Source organism: Bacteroides sp. AM54-2NS (genome assembly GCF_003602935.1).
GTDB lineage: Bacteria > Bacteroidota > Bacteroidia > Bacteroidales > Bacteroidaceae > Bacteroides > Bacteroides xylanisolvens.
On sequence record NZ_QTMZ01000005.1, the window covers coordinates 110,994 to 133,345 of the forward strand.

Annotated in this window: 11 protein-coding genes and 1 pseudogene; 3 read left to right on the forward strand and 9 right to left on the reverse strand. The window is 35.7% G+C overall.

All coding sequences use genetic code 11. The features are described from left to right. Nucleotide 1: 1 nt before the first annotated feature. The 7 genes from DXA05_RS04705 to DXA05_RS04725 form a co-directional block, all read right to left on the reverse strand. Entirely contained in the window at nucleotides 2-1,588 is a 1,587-nt protein-coding gene (locus DXA05_RS04705) for a RagB/SusD family nutrient uptake outer membrane protein (protein ID WP_128858863.1), read from the reverse strand. Nucleotides 1,589-1,607: 19 nt separating this feature from the next. Then, a complete protein-coding gene (locus DXA05_RS04710; protein WP_284515424.1) occupies nucleotides 1,608-3,680 on the reverse strand; it encodes a SusC/RagA family TonB-linked outer membrane protein in 2,073 nt (690 codons plus the stop codon). Further along, on the reverse strand, nucleotides 3,677-4,591 hold the full coding sequence (locus DXA05_RS27095) for a TonB-dependent receptor plug domain-containing protein (RefSeq protein WP_284515425.1): 915 nt from the start codon (nucleotides 4,589-4,591) through the stop codon (nucleotides 3,677-3,679). Before DXA05_RS27095 ends, DXA05_RS04710 begins: the two co-directional genes overlap by 4 nt. A 238-nt stretch (nucleotides 4,592-4,829) precedes the next feature. Beyond that, the gene (locus tag DXA05_RS27100; RefSeq protein ID WP_284515426.1) at nucleotides 4,830-5,102 is read right to left on the reverse strand and encodes a hypothetical protein; all 273 of its coding nucleotides are present in this window, start codon (nucleotides 5,100-5,102) and stop codon (nucleotides 4,830-4,832) included. A gap of 55 nt (nucleotides 5,103-5,157) precedes the next feature. Next, the gene (locus DXA05_RS04715) at nucleotides 5,158-7,689 is read right to left on the reverse strand and encodes a hypothetical protein (RefSeq protein ID WP_284515427.1); all 2,532 of its coding nucleotides are present in this window, start codon (nucleotides 7,687-7,689) and stop codon (nucleotides 5,158-5,160) included. A gap of 13 nt (nucleotides 7,690-7,702) precedes the next feature. Continuing rightward, a complete protein-coding gene (locus DXA05_RS04720) occupies nucleotides 7,703-8,512 on the reverse strand; it encodes a hypothetical protein (RefSeq protein WP_284515428.1) in 810 nt (269 codons plus the stop codon). Nucleotides 8,513-9,269: 757 nt separating this feature from the next. Continuing rightward, the gene (locus tag DXA05_RS04725) at nucleotides 9,270-13,352 is read right to left on the reverse strand and encodes a two-component regulator propeller domain-containing protein (protein WP_128858864.1); all 4,083 of its coding nucleotides are present in this window, start codon (nucleotides 13,350-13,352) and stop codon (nucleotides 9,270-9,272) included. Between the two features lie 323 nt (nucleotides 13,353-13,675). Between DXA05_RS04725 and DXA05_RS04730 the strand changes: the two are divergent. From DXA05_RS04730 to DXA05_RS04740, 3 genes and pseudogenes are all read left to right on the forward strand, one after another. After that, nucleotides 13,676-15,135, forward strand: a pseudogene (locus tag DXA05_RS04730) (sugar-binding protein). Between the two features lie 47 nt (nucleotides 15,136-15,182). After that, nucleotides 15,183-16,664, forward strand: coding sequence for a family 43 glycosylhydrolase (locus DXA05_RS04735; RefSeq protein ID WP_120143401.1), 1,482 nt, complete (start codon nucleotides 15,183-15,185; stop codon nucleotides 16,662-16,664). A 42-nt stretch (nucleotides 16,665-16,706) separates the two neighbouring features. After that, nucleotides 16,707-18,464: a family 43 glycosylhydrolase gene (locus DXA05_RS04740; protein WP_128858865.1), complete on the forward strand. Its 1,758-nt coding sequence runs from the start codon at nucleotides 16,707-16,709 to the stop codon at nucleotides 18,462-18,464. An 85-nt stretch (nucleotides 18,465-18,549) separates the two neighbouring features. On the opposite strand, the gene DXA05_RS04745 is transcribed toward DXA05_RS04740, so the two are convergent. Both DXA05_RS04745 and DXA05_RS04750 read right to left on the reverse strand, forming a co-directional pair. Beyond that, entirely contained in the window at nucleotides 18,550-20,634 is a 2,085-nt protein-coding gene (locus DXA05_RS04745) for a DUF5695 domain-containing protein (protein WP_128858866.1), read from the reverse strand. Nucleotides 20,635-20,660: 26 nt separating this feature from the next. After that, nucleotides 20,661-22,076 carry a family 43 glycosylhydrolase gene (locus tag DXA05_RS04750; RefSeq protein WP_117611062.1) on the reverse strand — a complete coding sequence of 472 codons (1,416 nt, stop codon included), beginning with the start codon at nucleotides 22,074-22,076 and terminating at the stop codon, nucleotides 20,661-20,663. Nucleotides 22,077-22,352: the final 276 nt, after the last annotated feature.

Here is a 22,352-nt window from a genome sequence, read left to right on the forward strand (position 1 = left end):
ATCATTTCCAATATTCATTTTGTGTAATAGAAGGATTCTCTCTCATCACTTCTTCTGCCACAGGCCAATAAATGCCTCCTTCATTAATCAGCTTTACCATTTCAGTATCATCTCCGACAATCCGCGCTTCACGAATACGATCAAACCAATGATGTCCTTCTCCCATCAGTTCTCTACGGCGTTCACGAAAAATTTCTTTTAATAATGCTTTAGCATCTCCCTTTAAATCTTTCAAATATGATAAATTTCTCAAATTACGTACTCCACGAAGCTCATTCAAACAATTAATCGCATCCTCCGGACGATTTAACATCACCAAAGCCTCGGCACGTAATAACAAAACATCCTCAAAACGGGACCAAATAATAAATGAGGTAAAAACACCAAAATCACCTGTATTATCCTTTCCTTCACGCACAACGTTTATTTTTGAAAATATAGGATATTCTCTGGAAAGTCCCGTTACATAATTGGAATAATACTTCATTGGCTTCGACAACTCATCATAACCAAAACGATTATCTGTCGTAAATTGACTCATAAACAGATTCTTTAGTGTATCGATTGACACGTAAATCTCCGGTAATTGTTTCCTTGTAACCGGTTCTGCTAATGTCCATGACTCCAGATGACCATCCGTCCCCGTCTCGTTTGCATTATCCGTACCATATCTATAGCCAAAAGTAACCAAACGGGCAGCCTTATAATCATTACTATACTCCTGACTAAAAAGTCCTGTCGGACTAACCATATTAGTAATAGTCACACAATCAATAGTGCCTACAATATAAACACCTATGTTCTTAATCACATATGCAGTATATGCTTCTGCATCGACATAATTACCTTTCCAAGCTTCCACATAAGCTAATATAGCATACACAGAAAGACGATTAATAAGTAATCCCCGCCATGCACTAGTATCACCATCATAATATTTATCAGATGAAGACCCTAACTGCAAAGGCAACAACTTTGCTACTGCCAACAACTCACCCTCCACATAATTCAACACGGTTTGTGCATCTGTTCGTTTCATTTCCGGAAATGAACCGTTATCATAAGACTGAGTAATCAACGGAACATCACCCCACATCTGTATCATATAAAAATAAGCTAATGCTCTAAGAGCACGTACCTGCGCTACATCATACGTATAGTTGATTTCAGAATAAGCATCATCCTTATCCATCACTTTTTTTGCATTCTCTATAAAAACACAGGCAGCATTGATCACTCTATAAAACCGATTCCAATTGGATATCTGACGAATATTTTCATAAGGAGCATCTAAACGATTCTCACGGATAGCTTGTAAATCATCGCGCATCCGTACGGAAAAATCACCTAAACGCAGATCACCAACTGCCCAAAAAGTATTATTCTCTCCTAGCGCCGTACGCATCAATCCATAAACGCCGAACAAAGCAGCACGAGTATCCGTCAACGAATTCCATTGTTGCTCTTGAGTAGCTACATGGAAAAATGCATCATCATTTTCCAACAAATCACTACATGATGAAAAGAAAAGAACAGAAGCAAGCACCAATGGTTTTATCATTTTTCTGATCCACAATATCTGATTCATATATAATTAATGTATTAGATTAGAAATTAAACTTCATTCCTACGATAACCGAACGAGAAAGCGGCTGACCATATCCTCTGTAATAACCATCCATATCTATCAACTCCGGATCATCTCCACTAAATCCGGTAAAGGTTAGCAAATTATTGCCAGTCACATAGAAATAGATATTTTCCAATTTGTTTTTTGATACAACCTTCTTCTTTCCACCTCCTTTATAAGCCTTTTTCTTGACTGGTAACGTATAACCCACTGTTACCGAACGCAATTTAAGATAAGACAGTTTCTCCATAAATAAGTCTTGTTCTGCACGGTAAGGAGTCAAACCACTCATTTGATTGTATAAAGGATAATCATCCTTGTCATTTGTACTTTGCCAGAAAAATATTTCGCGCAAACTTTCAAGTGACGGTGTATTCTCCAATGCAAAGAAGTTATAACGTTGCGATGAACGATAATTAATGGCATCATGTCCTAATGCAAAGAAAAGATTGATACCTAAGTCAAATTGTCCTAGTTTGAAGTTATTAATGAAACTTCCTGTTACAGGCGGTAAACTATGGCCTTTTAAAATTTTATCATCATCATTGATCTGGTTATCACCATTTTGATCTTTCCATTTCGGATCATTCTTTGCAAATGGTATGGACCCCATAGCAAGCTTCTTTCCATTCTGGACTGGAACTTCAGTATCTGAAGTATAAACTCCCTCATTTTGATAGAGCCAGAATTGATCAATAGCATGTCCTACTTTTAACATACGATTACCTATGACTAATTCATTCAAATTTTCAGGTAATTGCAATAATTCATTTTTATTGTAAGCTAATGAAAATGAAGCATCCCAAGAGAAACCTTTAGGGTTTTCAAAAGGCTTACCGGACAGAGTCAGTTCCACTCCTGAATTACGGACCTTCATACCATTGGCATACCTATATTTATATCCGAATTCTTCATTTACAGGAATGGTTGTAATCAAATCACAGTCTGTATTATTATAATATTCTACATCCAAAGAAAGACGTTTGTTAAAAAAAGAGGTATTCAACCCTATATTCCATTTATCCGAATAAGGCCACCCCAAACCATAACCGACCCAAGCTGTGTTATAAGGACGTGCTATTGTAGCATATCCATAGTAGGAAGACATAACAGGCTGCCCAATACCTGTCAACTCTTCTCCCGTATATTGTGGCCCTGCAGCAAATCTATTATTATCCTGATAGCGTCCTATTCTGGCCCATGACCCACGCATTGACAAGTCAGATAGTTGTTTGACATCTTTCAACAACAAATCTTTTAAATTTATACTTGCACTAGTAGCCGGAGTAAACAACCAACGATTATCTTTCTGTACATTGGATGAGCCATCTGTACGAAGCACGAGCTGTACATCAAAAAAATTTCTATATCGGTAGTCAATCGAAAACAATGTACTTACCATATTATTTTGCATTTTATCGACATAGCGCTTCATCTGTTTGAAACCACCGCCACTAGTAGTCGGTTTTGTATCATCATCTCCATCATAGCCTTGCGTATAGTTATAGTGTTGCACACTTTTCATGATAATCTCTTGCAAGCCTATTTTGAAAAAATGATTCTTCAAAAAATCAAACTTATAATCTGCAGACGACTGCCAAATCAAACGACGATTATACCCGGAATAATTGGAGACATAATTTACTGACTCCATCAAGTCCATCGGCCAAAAAACATGACGCACATTCGTATTATAGTCTAGCATTAAACGAGTATCTACATATAATCCACGCCAATTGTAATTCATCCCCAAATAACCATTCAACAAATTGTTTAAATTATCATTCTTTTTATATTCTTCATAAATATCGAGATAAGAACGATAAACAGAAGTAACAGGAGAAAGAGGAGTAGTCAGATCCGGTAAATACTCGATCTCAGCATAACGATCACGCAAGTTACGATTACCATCACGGGAGACACGTGAAAGATTAATCAAACAAGAAACTCCCAATTGCTCCAGAAGTTTCATGTTCAAAGCAAAATTAGCAGTTAATTTATTAAACTTTGTTTCATCAGCTACCCCATCATTGCCCGTATAGCCCATCATAAATATATAATTTGAAAAGCTACCGCCACTTCCCATGGAAGCACTGAAATTATAAAGGGTGATATACTGTAATATTCATCTGCCCATCCCGGTTCTCCGAAGAAATTCATATCACGAATATCTCGCATCCAAGACGGCATTTTGTTCAAATAAGCGGTATGTTGCTCCTTAGTAGCACAATAATCAGCAAATCGCATACGAAAAGCATAATCATTAGCAGCATTTGTCATTTTCACATTTGATGGAGGAATAGCGATACCCCCATTAGCACGGATAAACATATTACTACCACCGTAATAACCATCTTTCATATTGACTAATATTGCCCCATTAACAGCAAGTGGACCTAACTTCGCTAAACGAGCAGCATCTTTTACTACTTCAATAGATTCCACATTATCTAAATTCAAACCGGATAATATATTAGTAGCAGTACCAATAGGATTCACTTCCGTAGATTTAATGCCATATACAAAAGCATCATTGGTTAACAAGGGGATTCCATTAAGATAAACTACTGGTTGTGCGGAAGACATATCTCCTTTAGAAAATACAGGAGAAGACAATCCACGAATCAGCATATTCTGAATACTTCCCGGCTCACCCGTCGTCTCTTGTACATATATTCCAGGCAATGTACCTTTTAGGTATTGTTGTAAAGAGATATAAGGAGAACATGACAACCGCCATAAATCAAGCGTGTCTTTAGAAGCATAAACTACTGCGTTTTCCTTCATAGCATAAACCGCACGAATAGAATCATACTCTCCTACTACTTTCCCGTTATTTTCATCCGGGGAAATACTATCATTCAGAAGAAAAAGGTGTCCACTACTTCGGACTGCCCTTATTTCATTTCCAAATCCCAACAAAGCTACAATAGCGCAAAAACGAATTATTGCATTTCTCATCTGTTGATAGATTTTAAAAGATATTATAAATTCAATTACCCAAACATTATATAATGAAAGCTTGATGACACAAAGGAAGATAAAATCTCATCAACCTATGTCCTAGATTTGGTTCAAAAAGGTCTAAATTCAGACCTTTTTGCGGTTCAGACATCTTCAGGACTATATATTACCAAAAATCATTCAGAAAGGTATAAATATAGTTCAAGACATTAACTGCAAATATTTATTCATTTCGTTAATGCGATGGCATTAATGCTTTTATGACATGAACCAATTCCCCATTTTCTGCTATCCCTTCTATATTTAGGAAATAATTACCTGGTTGATCAGAAGTATAAAAAGAAAAACTTGCATTACCTTGCTCATCTGTCATCAATCTCGGACTCCAATAAAGAGTAGTACGCAGATCAGGTATTTCACTATTTTTCCCAATAGTCGTATCATATTTCGGTGAATAAAATTCTATTGGTTGTTGATAGCCTAAAGGATAGAATGTAGTATTTCGCATGTTTTGTTGTTGGATGCCATCATAATATTTCGACCACCATCCTAGACAACGTGAATCAAAATTGTCTTTTGTAGTAACATTTAAAATTGCAATTTTTTTTCCGATTAAGAGGAATACGACAATAAGCCTGACATAAATCACGACCAGTATTCAAATAAAACTTCTCGCTCCACTTCAATGTTCCCTGCAACAAAGCATTCGCTCTATTTCGGTCAACATCCTTAACCAATACCATGCTCTCTACGTCACCTGGAGTTATCCAATTTACCAATATATCCGGCTTACAGAAATTATCATCAACAAACAACAATATCTGCTGATCACCATAATATACCATATCCTCGACCAATTGCATGGATCGAGAAGAATTACTTTCTACCGCATCCAACTCATACCCGCTAAAAAGCGATGTATCACGAGTAGCCAATATTTCGTCCGCCTTCAGACGGGCCTGCATTGCATCTGTATCTTCAGCTAATGTAGAAATAGTCAGGCCTTGAGATTTCAATAATGCACGCATATCCTTATAACGTACCATTTCTCTATCCGTGAACTTACTATAATCACGACTTCCCCACATTGGTGCCCTGACAATGATATCCTGCAACATAAAATGCAAATTATCCAAACGAGTAATCATCTCCATATCCTCTTTCTGTACATTATGCATAGAATCTTCTTCTAACGGACTTTGTGGATAGAGGGGAATATTATGAGGATACTCTCTATCAAAAAGCTCGATTTTTCCAGTCTCCTTTGCTTTCATCTGCACAGCATTAATATGAAAACCACTGCCATCGGCATAGGCTATACTATCGAAACAGAAGTAGCCATTCTTATCAGTAGAAATAATTCGCTGGAAACCTTTCAAACTACCAGTACCGGAAATTGAAACCAAATGTTCATTACTTGATTTCGTCAAAATACCTCCAGCACTTAGCGTACGTCCTTGCACTGCCATCTCTGTATGTTTTTCCAAAATTGGTGTTTCATATTTACCTTGAATAATTTCTGGTAACTTATATCGCCTCCATCCTTGTGTCAACATTAGCAGATCCAAACTATTCCGAGCTATTGCACTTCCTTGTTTAAAATAAAATCCGGGAGACCGTATAGCCCCTTTTAGTTCAGAGGTTAATAACAAATGGGAAAGAATATTGTAACATGAATCAACCGATGCGAATTTGCTATCAGTCACTGATACTGAATAAACTCCTGCTAAAGGTCGTTGGTTAGCATCTAAAAGATTAGTACTTATTGAAACTGCTTCCCGCTTCTGCTCAAGAATACCATCAATTGTCAGATTACAAATTACAGGAAGATAAGAATCTGAAAACGCAAGGCGTTCACTTAACACCTTCCCATCTTTGTTTAATAACAAAAACTGCACAACACCAGCCGGAAAATATTGTTTGGGAAACAAATATTTTTTTTGAGGCTCTTTCCACTCTTCCGACGCAATGACAATTCCACGAACATGAGCCACTAAATACAGAGACTCCAAAGGTGCTCCCTCTACAGACAATAAAGAAACTCTGAAATTCTCCCGTTGTGTGTCAACTCTCAATCCATACAATGCTTTCATATCAATAGAAGGCAACTTAAACTCTTTCCTCCGTCCAAACTTATCCACACATTTTACCATATATAACTTACCTGTTTCCGGAGTCAGAATAAATGATCCCATTCCTTCATGAAGCGTACGAGTAGAAGTAATCACCTCTCCAAATTCATCCACAATATCCAATTGCACATCCGCTGCATTTCCTGTACAACCAATTACTTTAAAGGCAATACGACAGGCTTGTCCAGCCAATAAATATCCGCCTTCAGGATAAAATGTCACATCATAATCTTCATTTTGGGTAGAAATCGGCAAATACCGACGATAAACATTATCATCTTTATCCTTCATTGACAAAAGCCATGATGTATTGCCTTTCCAATCCTTTTGGCCCCGTTCTACCATAAATCCATTCTTCATCTCTAACAGTTTCAACGACATGCCCGGCTGTTTATTTACTGACATAGTTGCCTGATTAAGGACCATAAGGGTATCACTGGCAGTAAATTTAAAGGTCAAGTCTGGAAACTTACTATTATTCCTTACAAAAGGCTTCATCTTTATTTTATTCCATGAAACAGTCACTATTCGAACAGGACGTCTGAAAATACATTCGCTTCTATTTTTCAACATATAACGAGAATAAGCACGCAACGTATAATCACCATCAGCCAGTTCACGTCCCAAAGATAGATAACCATGATAAATACCATTATCAGGACGCACTAATGCTTGGGAAACAATAGAATCCAGAGGATTTACTAATTCTACATATATATATTTGTCATGTAAGGGACTATGTAATGTAGCATCCACAATATAAGACCGAAACCACAAAGTATCACCTGCCATATAGGTACCTTTATCAATATGCAAATAAACTTTTTCTTGCGGAAATACACTTAATTGAGTCACAAAACGATTGGTTAATGAATCTTTATTAAACTTTTCAGTTTGCCCATACCCCTTCATTACTCCTGCCGCAAACAAGATTAATATCAATAGAATACAAATTTTCTTCATAATGTGTATTTATTTAATTTATAAAAATAGGGAATCCATCGTTTATGCCTTTTTTATCCAGCCCCCACTGGTTAAATACATTTTTTTTGTCTACCCATTTGTTCAACAAATCAACAAATGAATCCTGTTTCATCTCACTATTACTGAAATATCTAAAAGAGTCGGGTATTTTCATCGATCCGTACATGATTTCATTCCAAGCTTCAGAGCGAATTTTACTTCCTTCAAAACGAGGTTTCTTAATAGTGCTTAGTTTACAAGATTCTTCACTCCAATAACATGCAGCTCCATCACGGTTGATACGATCAATAGTCGGTATTACCAAATTATCAGAATTGGCAAAATAAGCATATACACCTACCAACCCGTCAGTAATAACAGGATATCTAGTACGAATTTTTCCAGAGCTGTAATTATTAGCAAACAAAACTTTCCATGTAGAAATCTGTATTGGATGTAAGTTTATATGCCCGGCAATGCCACCTGCCACATCTCTTGCCATGATGATTCCTGTATTATAACAATTAGCCACAGTATCATTCGGAAGTTCTTTCAATCCTGAATCTTTTATAGACTTTTGATAAGGTTCCGTAAATTCACCTATAATACCTCCTACATGTTCATAACGCCCAATAATCTCTCCTCTATTAAAAGAATTATAAATAGAGCCGCCTTCAAAATAACCGATAATCCCCCCAACACAACGATGCCCATAAACCTTACCATAATTACTACAGCCGATAATACGGTTTTGTCCAGAAGAAAAACCTATAAGTCCACCAGTAAAATTACGATCATTTCCACAATACCTCCATTTGAACAATTCAATATCTGTGTATTATATGAAATATAACCAGCAATAGCACCAACATAATTGTATGCAATTATATGAGAATAGCGAATGTGAGTATTCTTCACTGTTGCTTTTTTCAAAAAACCAAATAGCCCCTGAAAAAAGGTTTCAGAACCCGCTCTCGTAAACAGACCTGCAATATAGTGTCCATTCCCGTCAAAGGTCCCTTCAAAAGGGTTCTTAGATGTTCCAATGGGGATCCATGACTTTATTTTTGTTTGTCGATTCCACTCTTGCCATCCAATTGTATCATTTAACCAAATATCAGCTGATAGTTTGACCACTCTCCCCTGATAAGAATTCCCATTATTAACAGACTCTGAAAAAGCTCTTAAACCTTCAGCAGTAGAAATAATTAATGGATTCTCAATATATTGAGCCGCATGTATTATAGAAATAAAAAGTCAAAGATATGCTCAATATAAAAAACGTTTTTTCATTTACGTAGAATTTAAAATTAGTACTCATTTATCAAAAGACAAAATTGAGACTTTCCGAGAAAGTTGAAGTACAGAAATCAATCAAATGGGTTTAAATTTGGAGCAATGATAAAATTACTTATTTATGTTATGGCAGTTAGTTCGAGAATTATTCATAAGGTTTAAAAATCAATTAATATTTTAAAAGTAATGAGAATAAATACACCATAAAAACATCATGAATATCAACTATAAAACAGATAGTCGATATTCATGATAAATCATACTAAGATTAATATATTTATAATTTATTTAATTTTAGTATCTGCTTTTTGAAACTCTTTAGGAGTCACCCCAAATTCCTCTTTGAAACATGTCGAAAAATATTTAGGATTGGAGAATCCACACGTATACGCAACTTCTGATACAGATATTGATTTATTTCTCAACATCTTTACGCCTTGCTTTAAACGGACATTCCGGATAAACTCAACCGGGGACAAACCTATTATCGCTTTTGTCTTACGATAAAGAGAAGATTTGGACATAGCCAAAGCATCTGCCAACTGAATGACGTCAAACGTAGAAGAAGATAAATTTTCTTGTATAACCTCTATAACCTTCTCCAAGAATTCTTTATCAATATCGGTCGCATCCAACAAATTAAAGTTTATGTCCTCTATATCAGTACGAAATTCTTCTTGCTTGGTCCTTTTATCCATTAAGAAATTATCAAGACGCGCTTCAAGTACCTTTAACTCAAAAGGTTTGGATATATAGGCATTAGCTCCGGCATTATAACATTCAATACGATCCTCTGCCGTATTTTTCGCTGTTAATAGAATAATAGGTATATGACTCGTCTCTAAATTTCCCTTAATGGTGCGACATAATTCCAAACCATCCATTTCAGGCATCATAACATCACTTACAATGATATCGACTTCATTATCTTTCATCAGTTCTAAAGCTTCTACCCCATTTTTAGCCATCATCACATGATAACGTCTGGACAAAATACGCTCCATTAAATACAATAATTCTTCATTGTCTTCTACTAGTAACAAATGAATATCATTAACTGTAGTTTCCACATTCTCTCCTTCATGCTGCTCCCAAGCTTCCATATCAACATCTACAATATCCGTCCTACCTTCCTTTCTCAGTTCCTGTGATGATTCGATATTTATCTCACTCTCAGCATAGCTTTCTTTATCAATAGGAATAATTACTGTAAATGAAGTTCCTTTTTCTATTTCACTTTCTACACTAATTGTTCCGTGGTGTATTTCCAACAAGTCTTTTGTAAGTGAAAGTCCTATGCCATTAGTTTCACTAGATACCCAATGTTGATTAGTATAGAACCGCGTAAATATCTTATCTAGATCTTCAGGAGCAATCCCCTTGCCTGTATCACTGACTATAATAGATAAATAAGTATGCCCATTCTGCGAATGGGTCGATAGTGCAATCTTTATTTCTCCCCCTTCTTCTGTATATTTACAAGCATTAGATAAAAGATTAAAGACCACTTTATCTATCTTATCTACATCAAAATATGCTTGTATTGTGTCCTCTGATGATTCAAAAGAAATTGTCAACTTTTTCTTTTGAATTAAAGGCATAAAATTAGAATTACAAACATTGTAAATCAAAGATACAATATCTCCTGAAGTTACTTTCAATTTCATATTTCCACTCTCAACTTTACGGAAGTCAAGAATCTGCTGCAACAATCTTTTCAAGCGGTTTACATTAGCACGAATCATTTCAAACTGTGGAATCTTATTCTTGTAAGTGATTTCTGCATCATCAATCAAACAAGTAACAATAGTCAAAGGAGTGAGAAGATCATGAGAAATATTCGTAAAATAACGCAATTTAGCCTGAACTAGTTCTTCCGATTTTTCCTTTTCAATCTGAACTATTCTCAATTCATGACGCAATTGCATCCTTCGTTTTGTCCTATAATAAAATGAATAACCAGCCAATAAAACAAACACAACATAAGCCGTATAAGCCCACCAAGTTTCGTAAAATGCCGGAGCTTTATCCACTTGTATCTTCGTTACAAGACTACTCCATAATCCGTTTACATCTGTTGCCTTTACACAAAAAGTACGTTTCCCTTTTGGAAGCCGATTATAATACGCAAAACGACGTCCATCTTTAATATACACCCAGTCTTTATCTACTCCTTCCATTTTATAAGCATATTGTATTTTTGTTGGGAAACTATAATTTAAGGAAGAAAAATCAATCTCAATATTCTGGTCTTCAGCATGTAATTTTAATGTCCGCTTAAGCAAATTAAAACGTTCATTAGTCTTTCCTGTCAATAATGACTCATCATCCATTTTCACATCTACAATGTGTGTCCGAATTTTCTTTGGTTTATCAGCCAACTTTTTATAAGGGACAAACACCGCAATGCCCCTATTACCTCCATAAAACATTTCTCCTATCGGACTTTTAAAGCAAGAATGTTTAGGGAAAGAGTTTACAACAATATCCTGTCCAGCCTGATAACTAATCTGCCCTCCAGTCTTAGGGTCATATTCTATAATCTTCTTGTTAGTAGAAATCCAAAGATGACCTGTATCATCCATCTTCATATCCTGTACCCCCTCAGTTAAAGTAGGAAATATATCAGAATAATCCTCAACCGTTTTTGTTTTTTGGTCATATAGAAAGACATAACCTTCTTGACTCCCCATCCATACTCGTCCTTCTTTATCTGTACATAGGTCTTCGATATTATCACTGATTAAACGTCCTGACGCCATATCAAACTTTACAATATTTTCCTTTCTAATCTGGAAATCCTCAGATACAGTCAAACAAAAAACACCATTGCGTCTTGTGCTAATCCATATATGTCCTGAATTATCTTCAGCTAGACCTGTTATTTCCCTTTGGAGAAAACCAGTTTCCTTTAATATATTATGACTATTGGCAGGTTTCACCAACAATCCCAATGATGTTACAATCCATACATTCTGTTTTTTATCTTCATAAAAGAATTGTGGATTATTGCCTACCCCTTTTGTATATTGTTGCAAATTTAGACGAGAAATAAGTCGTATTTTCCCATTCTCCTTTCTCATTGTATAAATAAATGGCTGATAAGATGGGCCGACCCATATTTCATCATTTGAAGAGGAATATCCAATAAAATTAATAGTCTCCATGCCTAGCAAATTATTCAAGTCCGGTATATCCTTATACCAAATAACTTTATCGCTATCTTTTTTATAAATTCCTAATCCTAAACGATTTTGATTTATCCAAATATCTCCATCCTTATCCTTATAGATAGCTTGAATATTGGTTGTTAATCCTGTCGTCTCCTTAATAAAAGGCATCAGATAATTCTGGATAACAGGTTTATCCATATTAATATAAGATACTCCCTCATTAAAGGAAGCAATCCACAAATTACCCGCTTTATCTTTACATATTTCACTAAATATATTATTCAATTTTGAGGAAATATCACTAATATCGACAGTTTCCACAAAATTATCTACTCTTTTCCGAATAGCATAAAGCCCCCGAGCACTAACTAACCAAAGATATCCATATCTATCATCCTGCTGAATACTAAAGAAAGTTCCATTTTCCGGCAATTCGCCTTCTTTAATACTTTTAACCGGTATATAAATCTGCTCATTTTTTTCTTCCGGATAAAACTTATAAAGCCCCTCTCCCCAAGTACCTATCCAATGCTGTTTTTTATCATCTTGAAAAACACAAAACGGATTATTCTCTTTACCGACTGACGGATATTTAACAAAAGTATCTTTTACCCGATCATAGCGAAATATACCCTTTCTCCAGAAAGTTACCCAAATATTATTATCAACATCTTCATAAATAGAGTTCACACTAGTGATTGGCAAAGAATTATCATATCTTTTACAAGAAGAAAAGTCACTGGAACATCTGTATAGGGCAATATAAGTGCCTACCCATATATATCCTTTAGAATCAAAAAGAATCGAACGAATTTCCTGATCTTTTAATTCCTCATTATCCACATGACAGATTTCATAAGTTTTCTTATTTAATATATTCAATCCTTTCTTTGTACCAATCAAGACACGTTCCCATGAATCAGTAATACTTGTAATTTGATTATCAGTCAAAAGATTCGGCGTTGTTTTTCCAGATCGGAAAGTTAACACTCGATAGCCATCATAACGTGATAATCCTTCACGAGTACCAAACCACATAAAACCTTCACGGTCCTGAAATATTCTTTGCACGGAATTTGAAGGCAACTGCCCCCCCAAAGGTAGTACATCAACAGATAATTGTTGCGCAGCAATAAAACTCCATATATTTAAAATAAATAGCAAAAATATGATAATTCTTTTCTTTATTTCCATAGCACTTTTATTATTTAAATACAATATTAAAGCAAATATTATTTTCAAGCAAACCATTTAACTATAAAATAGAGCTAAAATGTTATGAAATGATGTTTATGAACGATTTTCTAAAATGTTATGAAATGATGTTTATGAACGATTTTCGAACCTTCTGAATGATTTTTAAACCCCTATAATTATAACTAAAAACTGATAATTCAAAATTAGACGTATTTGATTAATTCAAGAACTCTTATTATAAATAGTTTCCGCAACTTTGCAAAAGAATAATACGCTCATAAAATCAATTATTAATATTAAACTATAAAACATTCAGTATCATGAAAAGAAAGTATGTAAAAATCATGTTCTTATCAATGACATTGTTGACTAGTAGTATAACAACTGCTTACGCTACAATACCAGAAGATGAGAAAAAAGAAGAAGCACCAAAAGTAACAGAAGATGCTCATTTGCCACTAATGATTATCAATGGAACAAACAACTCTGAACACTTTTTCGTTAGTTCCGAATCACTCACAAATAAAGAAATAAAAATTACTGCACCAAACGGATTTACCGTATCTCCATCCGTTATACCTGCCAATAGCGGCAAACAAAAAGTAACCGTAACTTTAAACAGTTCCAAAATACTAACAGAAGGCAAAATAGTACTACGAAATGGAGATTATCGTTCTTATTTGAAAGTAAAAGGATATGGCACTACACTTCCCGCAAAAGACATTTCAAAATCATCCGTTTACAAAGGTGGAAATGATTCCGACTTCAATAAAACGTTTACTCCCGGTTCCAAAGGATACACTCTTGAATTTAGAGTAAAAACTGATGAACCGGAAAAATGCTTCTATCCTTACTTTGTCAATGAAAAAGGATATGGATTTAAGGCATATATAACTTCTACTGAAGTTGGATTATATAATGCATACAAAAAAAATATTTCCAACCCCGCCACTGCAGGAAAGGAAGGTGGACAAGGTAAATTCTATAACAACGACGGAGAGGCACACACTTATCGTATTGCAGTAACCCCTGATAACCGTGCTTTCATTTACAGAGACGGTATGCCAATTGACTCAGTTCGTATAATCGACTATGCTCCCCAGCCATATTTTGCATCGGGAATCGGAAAAGCAGTAGAAAATCTATTGAAAAATCCCGGCTTTGAAGGGGAGTTTGATACAAATCCGGAAAGCAAACTAGTAACAGCCGTTGAAGGATGGGATGTTGTAATAGGTGACCGATGGAATTCTGAACAATATATCAAGCCAGAAGAGATAGACAATATGCAAGATATTGATAATCATATCTTCGAAATAAAGCCTTATAAATGGGCCGCTGGCTGGAGTGATGGAATTCTCATGCAGGTCGTAGACGTCGCCCTAATGAAACTTATACATTATCTGCCTTACTCAAAGGTGGCATTGCCAAAAAAACAGGTACACTGACTGGTAAAATGATCATTGAAGAAGCACAAAATAAAGAAAAAAGAGTCGTTACAGAAATAGCCAGTGACAATTGGGAAATGTACTCTATGGACTATACAACTTCTGCAGATTGTAAACAGCTACGCATATCCTTCACTGTAGGACGTGGTAAATGGGGTAATGACATCGGTGCAATCCGAGTTGACAACGCCAAATTAACTGGTGTATCATGCAACTATGTACCCAAATTTGGTTTCGTAGATAATACTGCAGATATAGAATACTTCGCTATTGATGAATCCGGTGCCTATGCCCCCATGCAACCTACTATAACAATTAATCTTCCATCTAAATAACATTGCCAAAAGATATAATAAAATATAGAAAAATAAATAGCAAAATCATGAGACATATTCTATTTATATACTTTATGTTTTCTGTTATTTCTGCTTTTTCACAAAACACTCAGATTAGTCCGGGTGTTTTGTGGAATGATATAAACGGGGAACAAATCAACGCACACGGTGGTTGCGTGGTATTTGAAAAAGGTTTTTATTATTGGTTTGGAGAAGATCGTACAGGCTTTGTTTCTAATGGGGTAAGTTGTTATCAGTCTAAAGATTTATATAATTGGAAGCGACTGGGGTTATCTTTGAAAACAAAAGGAGAACCAAAAGAGGACATGAATGACATATCACATGGACGCTTATTTGAACGTCCCAAGGTTATTTATAACCCTCAAACAAAAAAGTGGGTTATGTGGACTCATTGGGAAAGTGGTAATGGATATGGAGCTGCAAGAGTCTGTGTGGCAACAAGTGACAGGATAGAAGGTCCCTATATACTATATAAAACTTTTCGTCCCAACAAAAACGAATCACGTGATCAAACTCTTTTTGTAGATACAAACGGAGATGCCTACCATTTCTGTTCAACAGACATGAACACCAACATGAATGTTTCTTTATTGAGAGATGATTATTTAGAACCCACCCCTACTGAAACCAAAATATTAAAAGGGCTAAAATACGAGGCACCAGCTATTTTTAAAGTTGGTGATTACTATTATGGGTTGTTCTCGGGTTGTACTGGCTGGGCTCCCAATCCAGGAAAAACAGCATATACTACAAGTATTTTAAATGAATGGACTACCGGTCGCAACTTTGCAGTAGACAAACTAAAACAAGTAACTTATAATTCACAAAGCTGCTATGTTTTTAAAGTGAACAATAAAACAAATGCATATATCTACATGGGAGATCGCTGGAATTCCAAAAATGTAGAGAAATCCCACCATGTATGGTTGCCGATCAGTATGCGTTCAGGATATCCTGTGGTGAAATGGTATAACAAATGGGATTTAAGTATCTTTGATAAAATGTACCGTTACAAAAGAGCTGAAAAGATCATAAACGGTAATATTTATTCACTATTGGAGAAAAACTCAGACCGTTTGGTATCAAAACCGATTAATGGTTTTAGTATAGCAGATGACAATGATACCATTAATTTAAGTTTGGAGTTTATTAAAACTGATATTCCTAATGGATATAAACTAAAAGACATTAAAACTGGAAAATTCTTAGAATCATTGTTCGGAACTCTGCGTTTAAATCCGGAAAAACAGAATGATGCCCAATGTTGGATATTTAACTTGCTAGAAGACGGTTATTATCAGATACAGAATGCAAAAGACAAGAAATATATTACTGTTTCCGGTTCAAACACATTCGATGGAACAAGCTTATACCTTACGGAGTATTCTAAAAAACTTATGCAGGATTTTGCTGTATATTTCGATTCAGATAAATACCAATATAAAGAAGCAGATATTTTCGCTGCAACTTACAGGACTAATAATTTGAAACTAATGGGAGCCCAATAACTTCCAGACATATTTCAAACAATTAATTAAATTAATTAGATTATGAATATAAAGAAGCAACGAATAAAGATCTACCTCTTATTCATTTTTATATGTCTGTCCAATCTGTCAATTGTTCCTTCTTTCGCTTTTCAATCCCGAGAGATCAGTATGGAAACAGTAAGTAGTTGGGCAGTCACAACTACCGTTTTCAAACTAGCAGGCAGCAATGAAGTCAACAATGTCAAGTTAAACTGGATGCAACGAAAAGATGCTGACCTCTACAAAATATACCGGGACAATAACCTGATTGGAGAAGCTAAAGGTAACACATACGATGATTATAACCTAATGGTCAACAAAACTTTTACTTACCATATAGAAGCTTTTTATAACGGACAAAAAGTTGCGACTTCCATTTCTCAACAAGCTACCACTTTTATCCCTACCGGTGAAAGTAAAGTTTACGACAACCTGAATGGCAAATATATCACAAAAAAATCCTCCGGCGACAAACCACAAGGAATGAAAATCAATGATCTTTATTTTTCTTATAAAATAGAAAATACGGAGAAGACTGTTGATGGACAACAACTCAAAGGATGGCTAGTCACTGAAAGTTACTCTAAAACAGGATTAAATGGAAGTTGGAGTACTCCTAGAGAGTTGGCCTTTTATCCGAATGTTAAAATGGAAGGTAATGCGTTCCGATATAATCCAAAGACAGGAAAAGTCGTATTATCTTCGCATTATGAAGATGAAAATGGATACACAGCAGCTAAAATCTATCTAGCGCAAATTACCCCTAAAGGTAAACTTGAAGTAGGTACTATGGAACGTCCATTAGGACATGACTCAAGAGATCAATCGCTTTTTATTGATGATGATAATACGGCATATCTTCTTTCTGCCACTAACACAAACAGTGATATAAATATATATAAATTGGATGCCTCCTGGACAAAACCAGTCGAATTAGTCAATACAATATGCAAAGGATTACATAGAGAAACTCCTGCAATTATCAAAAAAGACGGAGAATACTACTTCTTCAGTTCAAAGGCCTCCGGATGGTATCCAAGTCAAACAATGTATACCTCAACAACTGACTTGACAGGTGAATGGACACCTATAAGAGAAATTGGTAATAATACTACCTTTGATGCACAGTTCAACAGAATTAGTAAAGTAGGAACAACTTATGGAGTATGGAGCTATCATTGGGGGGCACAAAGGAAATATAAAACTCCGGACGGCAACTTTCCCAGAATCTCTATTGCTGCATTTAATAAAGGGTATGCTTCTATGGATTATTACAGATATTTGGAATTCAATGACAATTATGGAATTATCCCTGTACAGAATGGTAAGAATTTGACATTAAATGTTCCTGTTACATCTGCTGTACCTGGAGCAAAAGGAGTCAAAGCTGACTGTATTACGGATGGAGCAAGCTTAGACTCCTCTACTTACTTCCAAAAAAGTTCAAATGCTACCATAGGTGCACCTTATATGTTCACTGTAGACATGCAGAAAAAAGCTAGAATTTCAGAAATTAATCTTTCCACAAGATTAGTCAATGGTTCTGAAGCCGCCTATAAATACACAATTGAAGGAAGCCTGGATGGCAAAAGTTACAAAATGCTCGTGGATGGCAGAACAAATTGGCAAGTGGGATTTCTGATTCTGAATGTAGAAGATCCTACAGCTTATAGATATTTACGTCTACGTATCTATGGTGTTGTCAATGTACATAAAGGTAATTCCGCAATGTGGGCTGACGGCATTTATGAATTTACAGCTTTGGGTATCCCAGAATAACAAGTAAATAGATAAAGTCACAATAAAGCGGTTAATGTTTGAAGTTAACCGGCTTTATTGTGATCTAAAAACTTGCTATCACTCACTAATAAATATCCTTATTCACCAATAAATAATAAACTAATGCCCAATCCTGATCATTAGCATAAGGGTCATAAAATCCGGCTTTTACGCCATTTACTCTATTAGGATAGATATAAGCACAAGAGGCTTTACCATTTTCAAAGAACAGGCAAAGATTGTTCCTTACAATATTTTCAGCACGTCTTTTATAAGTATTGTTTCCGACACATTGTGCATAAAGATAAAAAGCAGCTCCTGTTAATGTACTCCAATAATGAGGAAAGGTATCTCCCCACATCTCCCGTTTTCCAAACCAGTAACCATCCCAATGCCGGATAGCAATTTCATTCAGATGATAACTTGGTTGATTCCCATTAAACGCTTCCAATGACGGCATTTGCTGTTTAGCTCCATCCAAATATTTTTGAATTCCCGTTTCCATATAAAGCTGTAACAAAAAGATAATTGAAGGAGCTACAATTGCTTGTTCATAATTAACCTCACTTGCCGGATAATTCAGTCCGTTTTTCACAAAAGTATCCCCAACCTGTATATAATCATTCTTCAGAGTTTCATATTCAACATTCATATTGGCAGCTTTCAATGTTTGCAACCCTAAATGCACAGGAATCCCTATAGCATAAAAACCATGTCCGAACTGACGAAACATAGACCGCAAAGTCATATAGCCATCTACTGCATATTGCTTGTCTCCTGTGATTTTGTACATTTGAAAATAAAAATCCGCAACCCATGCATAATTATATGCTCTATTCCGTCCTTTACGGTCAACAGAAGAAAATGTCTTATAATCACTTTCCTGCAATCTATTACGCAGAAATTTTGCATATTTCAACAAAGCTGTTTTTATATGATCATCAGGATGCAATTGATAATATTTAGCCAACAAGACTCCCATTCCAACACGTTCGGCACCTTCATCCCGATCGACAGGATTACAGTTGTGAGTATTATTCAAATATATTTCATTCTTTTCGTTATCATAAACCATGAAAGCATCTTTACGTGTATTTGACTCTTTCATCTGCTGATGGTCACAAATGAAGTCAACCCGTTTTTTTATCAAGCTGTCCACATTATCGATAACCAAGCAAGTTACGTGCGTTTGTTTCCCCTCCCCATAAAAAATATCAAAACGATTCTCTCCTAATTGCTCCATCTTAACTTCTGCTATCCACAAGTTACCTCGCTTTTTCATCGGAATATGAATATCCTGTTTTTTTAATACACATTTCTGAATGGAGTTTTCAGCGGCCAACTCTATACATGCCTTCTCCCCTTTTTCAAACACATATTTATTACAAGAAACAAATACACTTCCCTTTTCTAACAGTTTCTGACGAAAATCGTCTATACCTTTATGAGCAAATAAACACCAAGATATCGAATATTCTTTCCCGGGCATCAACTGCAAATCCGGCAAATTCAGAGCTATAATCCCTCTTGTATGAGAATTACCTTTATCTCTGCCACGCTCCCATATCTCATAACTTTTAACTGCCCCCTTCGTCAACACTAACCCCAGGTGCGGCGCATAGCCTCCCATTCGAAGAGCATTTATGTAGGCGGCATTTTCTCCCTCCCAAATATGGGTATTAGTGCGGGCATTTATACATGTACGCGAACCGGGATAATTATCATTAAATGGTGTATAGACGCCTATATCAACAAGTACCACCTCATCCTCTCCCTGATTCCGAAAAGTATATTCTTCTACAAGCTCATCACCTACCATTTTTCTTTTCACACATATACGTATGTCACCTGCCATATAAACGACCTCGTTTCCTTCTTGCTTTATTTCAACAGGGACTTCCCAAGATACTTTTTCTTTCCGATTTCCTTTTACTTGAGTTGCATATCCCAATCCCCATCCATAATTCTCCTTGACCCACCGATATTGACTTCCGTCAGTAGCTACCAGCCAGTTCATCTTCTGTGGGTCATTCGCAATACTTAATGTTTGCAAGGCTCCTGTTTGAGAATTCACCTGATAACTAATTTTCTGTGCCGAAACAAATGTACCCATCATTCCGAAAAACAGAAAGCCACAAAACTTAGGTAACATCTTCTTTACTTTTTCCATTTTGTTTTTCCACTATGATTAATATATTATTCAAAAACAACTATTTTATCCAATGTAACCAGACAATCGTCACTACCATATCGAGCTTTTGTCTTGTCCGTCCACACTGGTGAAATTCCTGTAACCTCAATTCTCAAAATATATTTTCCTTTAGCAAAACTTGGAGTCACGATTCGGATAGCTGACTCCGGATATTTACTATAAAAATCAATTAATGACGAATAAAGGGTTTTACCTTTTCTATTAAGTACACTCACCTTTGCATATCCACCATGAGAATTGGCTTCTCCTATTATAGCTGCCTGCGTACCTTTAAAAGGAATGTTCAATACACTATTTTTCAAGTTTGAGCACAACTGTTCCCCTCTCCTTTCCCATCCTGCTTCAGATCGTGTTTTCCGGAGAGATAATATTTGACCATTATCCAGTGCATCCACCTGTGATAATGTTTTTATATCCCATGCCTGCCAATATTCTGGTATGGAAAGTTTTCCCTTATCCGCTTGCATAGGCATCCAGACATAAGTGGCAGCTGAAGCCTGATGAGGAAAGGACCAGCGATCTCCCATAAACATTGGAATTGTATCTTTTCCTTGTGTCAAAGGAAAGACAAAAGTAGTCTGTGAATTATACGTTAATTTACCTTCAGGGACAAACAAACCACCCTTCTTCCACGGACCGCCCACTGCCGGAGCTGTGAAATAATAATTATCATTCTTTTCCCAACTTGTCTTATTTGAAAACAAAAAATAATAAATGCCCTCCTTTTTAAACATGGCAGGCGACTCGCCACCAGGCGCCATATTCTTCACGAGTCTTTTTTCTGCAGAATGATAATCCTCGCTAAGACGATAGATATCTCCTTCATGAATCAGCAAATAGCCTGTCCCATCGGTATCCTGAAAAGTTCCCATATCCCACATTCGGATAGGTTCATTCCCTATTTTAAAAGGTCCTTGGAATATGTACTCACCATTAATAGTTTTACTAGTGGCATACCCGATACAAGGATCACAGTATTTTGTATCATCGGTATGCATATACATCACATATTCTCCAGTAGAAGGGCACTTCATGACCTTCACGCGTTCACCAATCCTATTAGGACCTAACAATCCCTCTTTTTGTATTGGAAGCACGATACGTTCAAATTTCCAATTAGATAAATCGTCGGACGAATAGCAACTAAAACCAACAAAAGAATTCGTTTCATCCGAACGGTATTCCCCGAATAAATAATACCGTCCGGCATCTTCCACAATACATGCTCCATGAGCATTTACAATTTTTCCCTGATCATCAAACCAAGGAATACCATTACATATTATTTTCTCCTGATTTTGCGCACAACTGCTCTGACTCACCAAACTAAAAGACGTCCAAAGCAATATCATAGATATAAAATAGGAATGTCTCTTCTCCATCAAAAAACTTAAATTCATTGTCTTCCCTTTAATTTATTTAGATAAAAATTTGTCTGCTTATTACCTAGATTAAGAATACCGTAAAATTACTCCTTTTATCTATTCCAAAGGTTCAATAATCTGTCAAAAAGGAATAGAAATAAATAAAGTTCACCACATTTTCATGCCATTTTATAATATCAGGACATATTCCATTCAATAACGTTTAATTTTAATTCATATCATATATCCCATACTTTGATTTAATACCACATTATATACATATAAAAAAGATATTAAAAACTCCCTTATTTT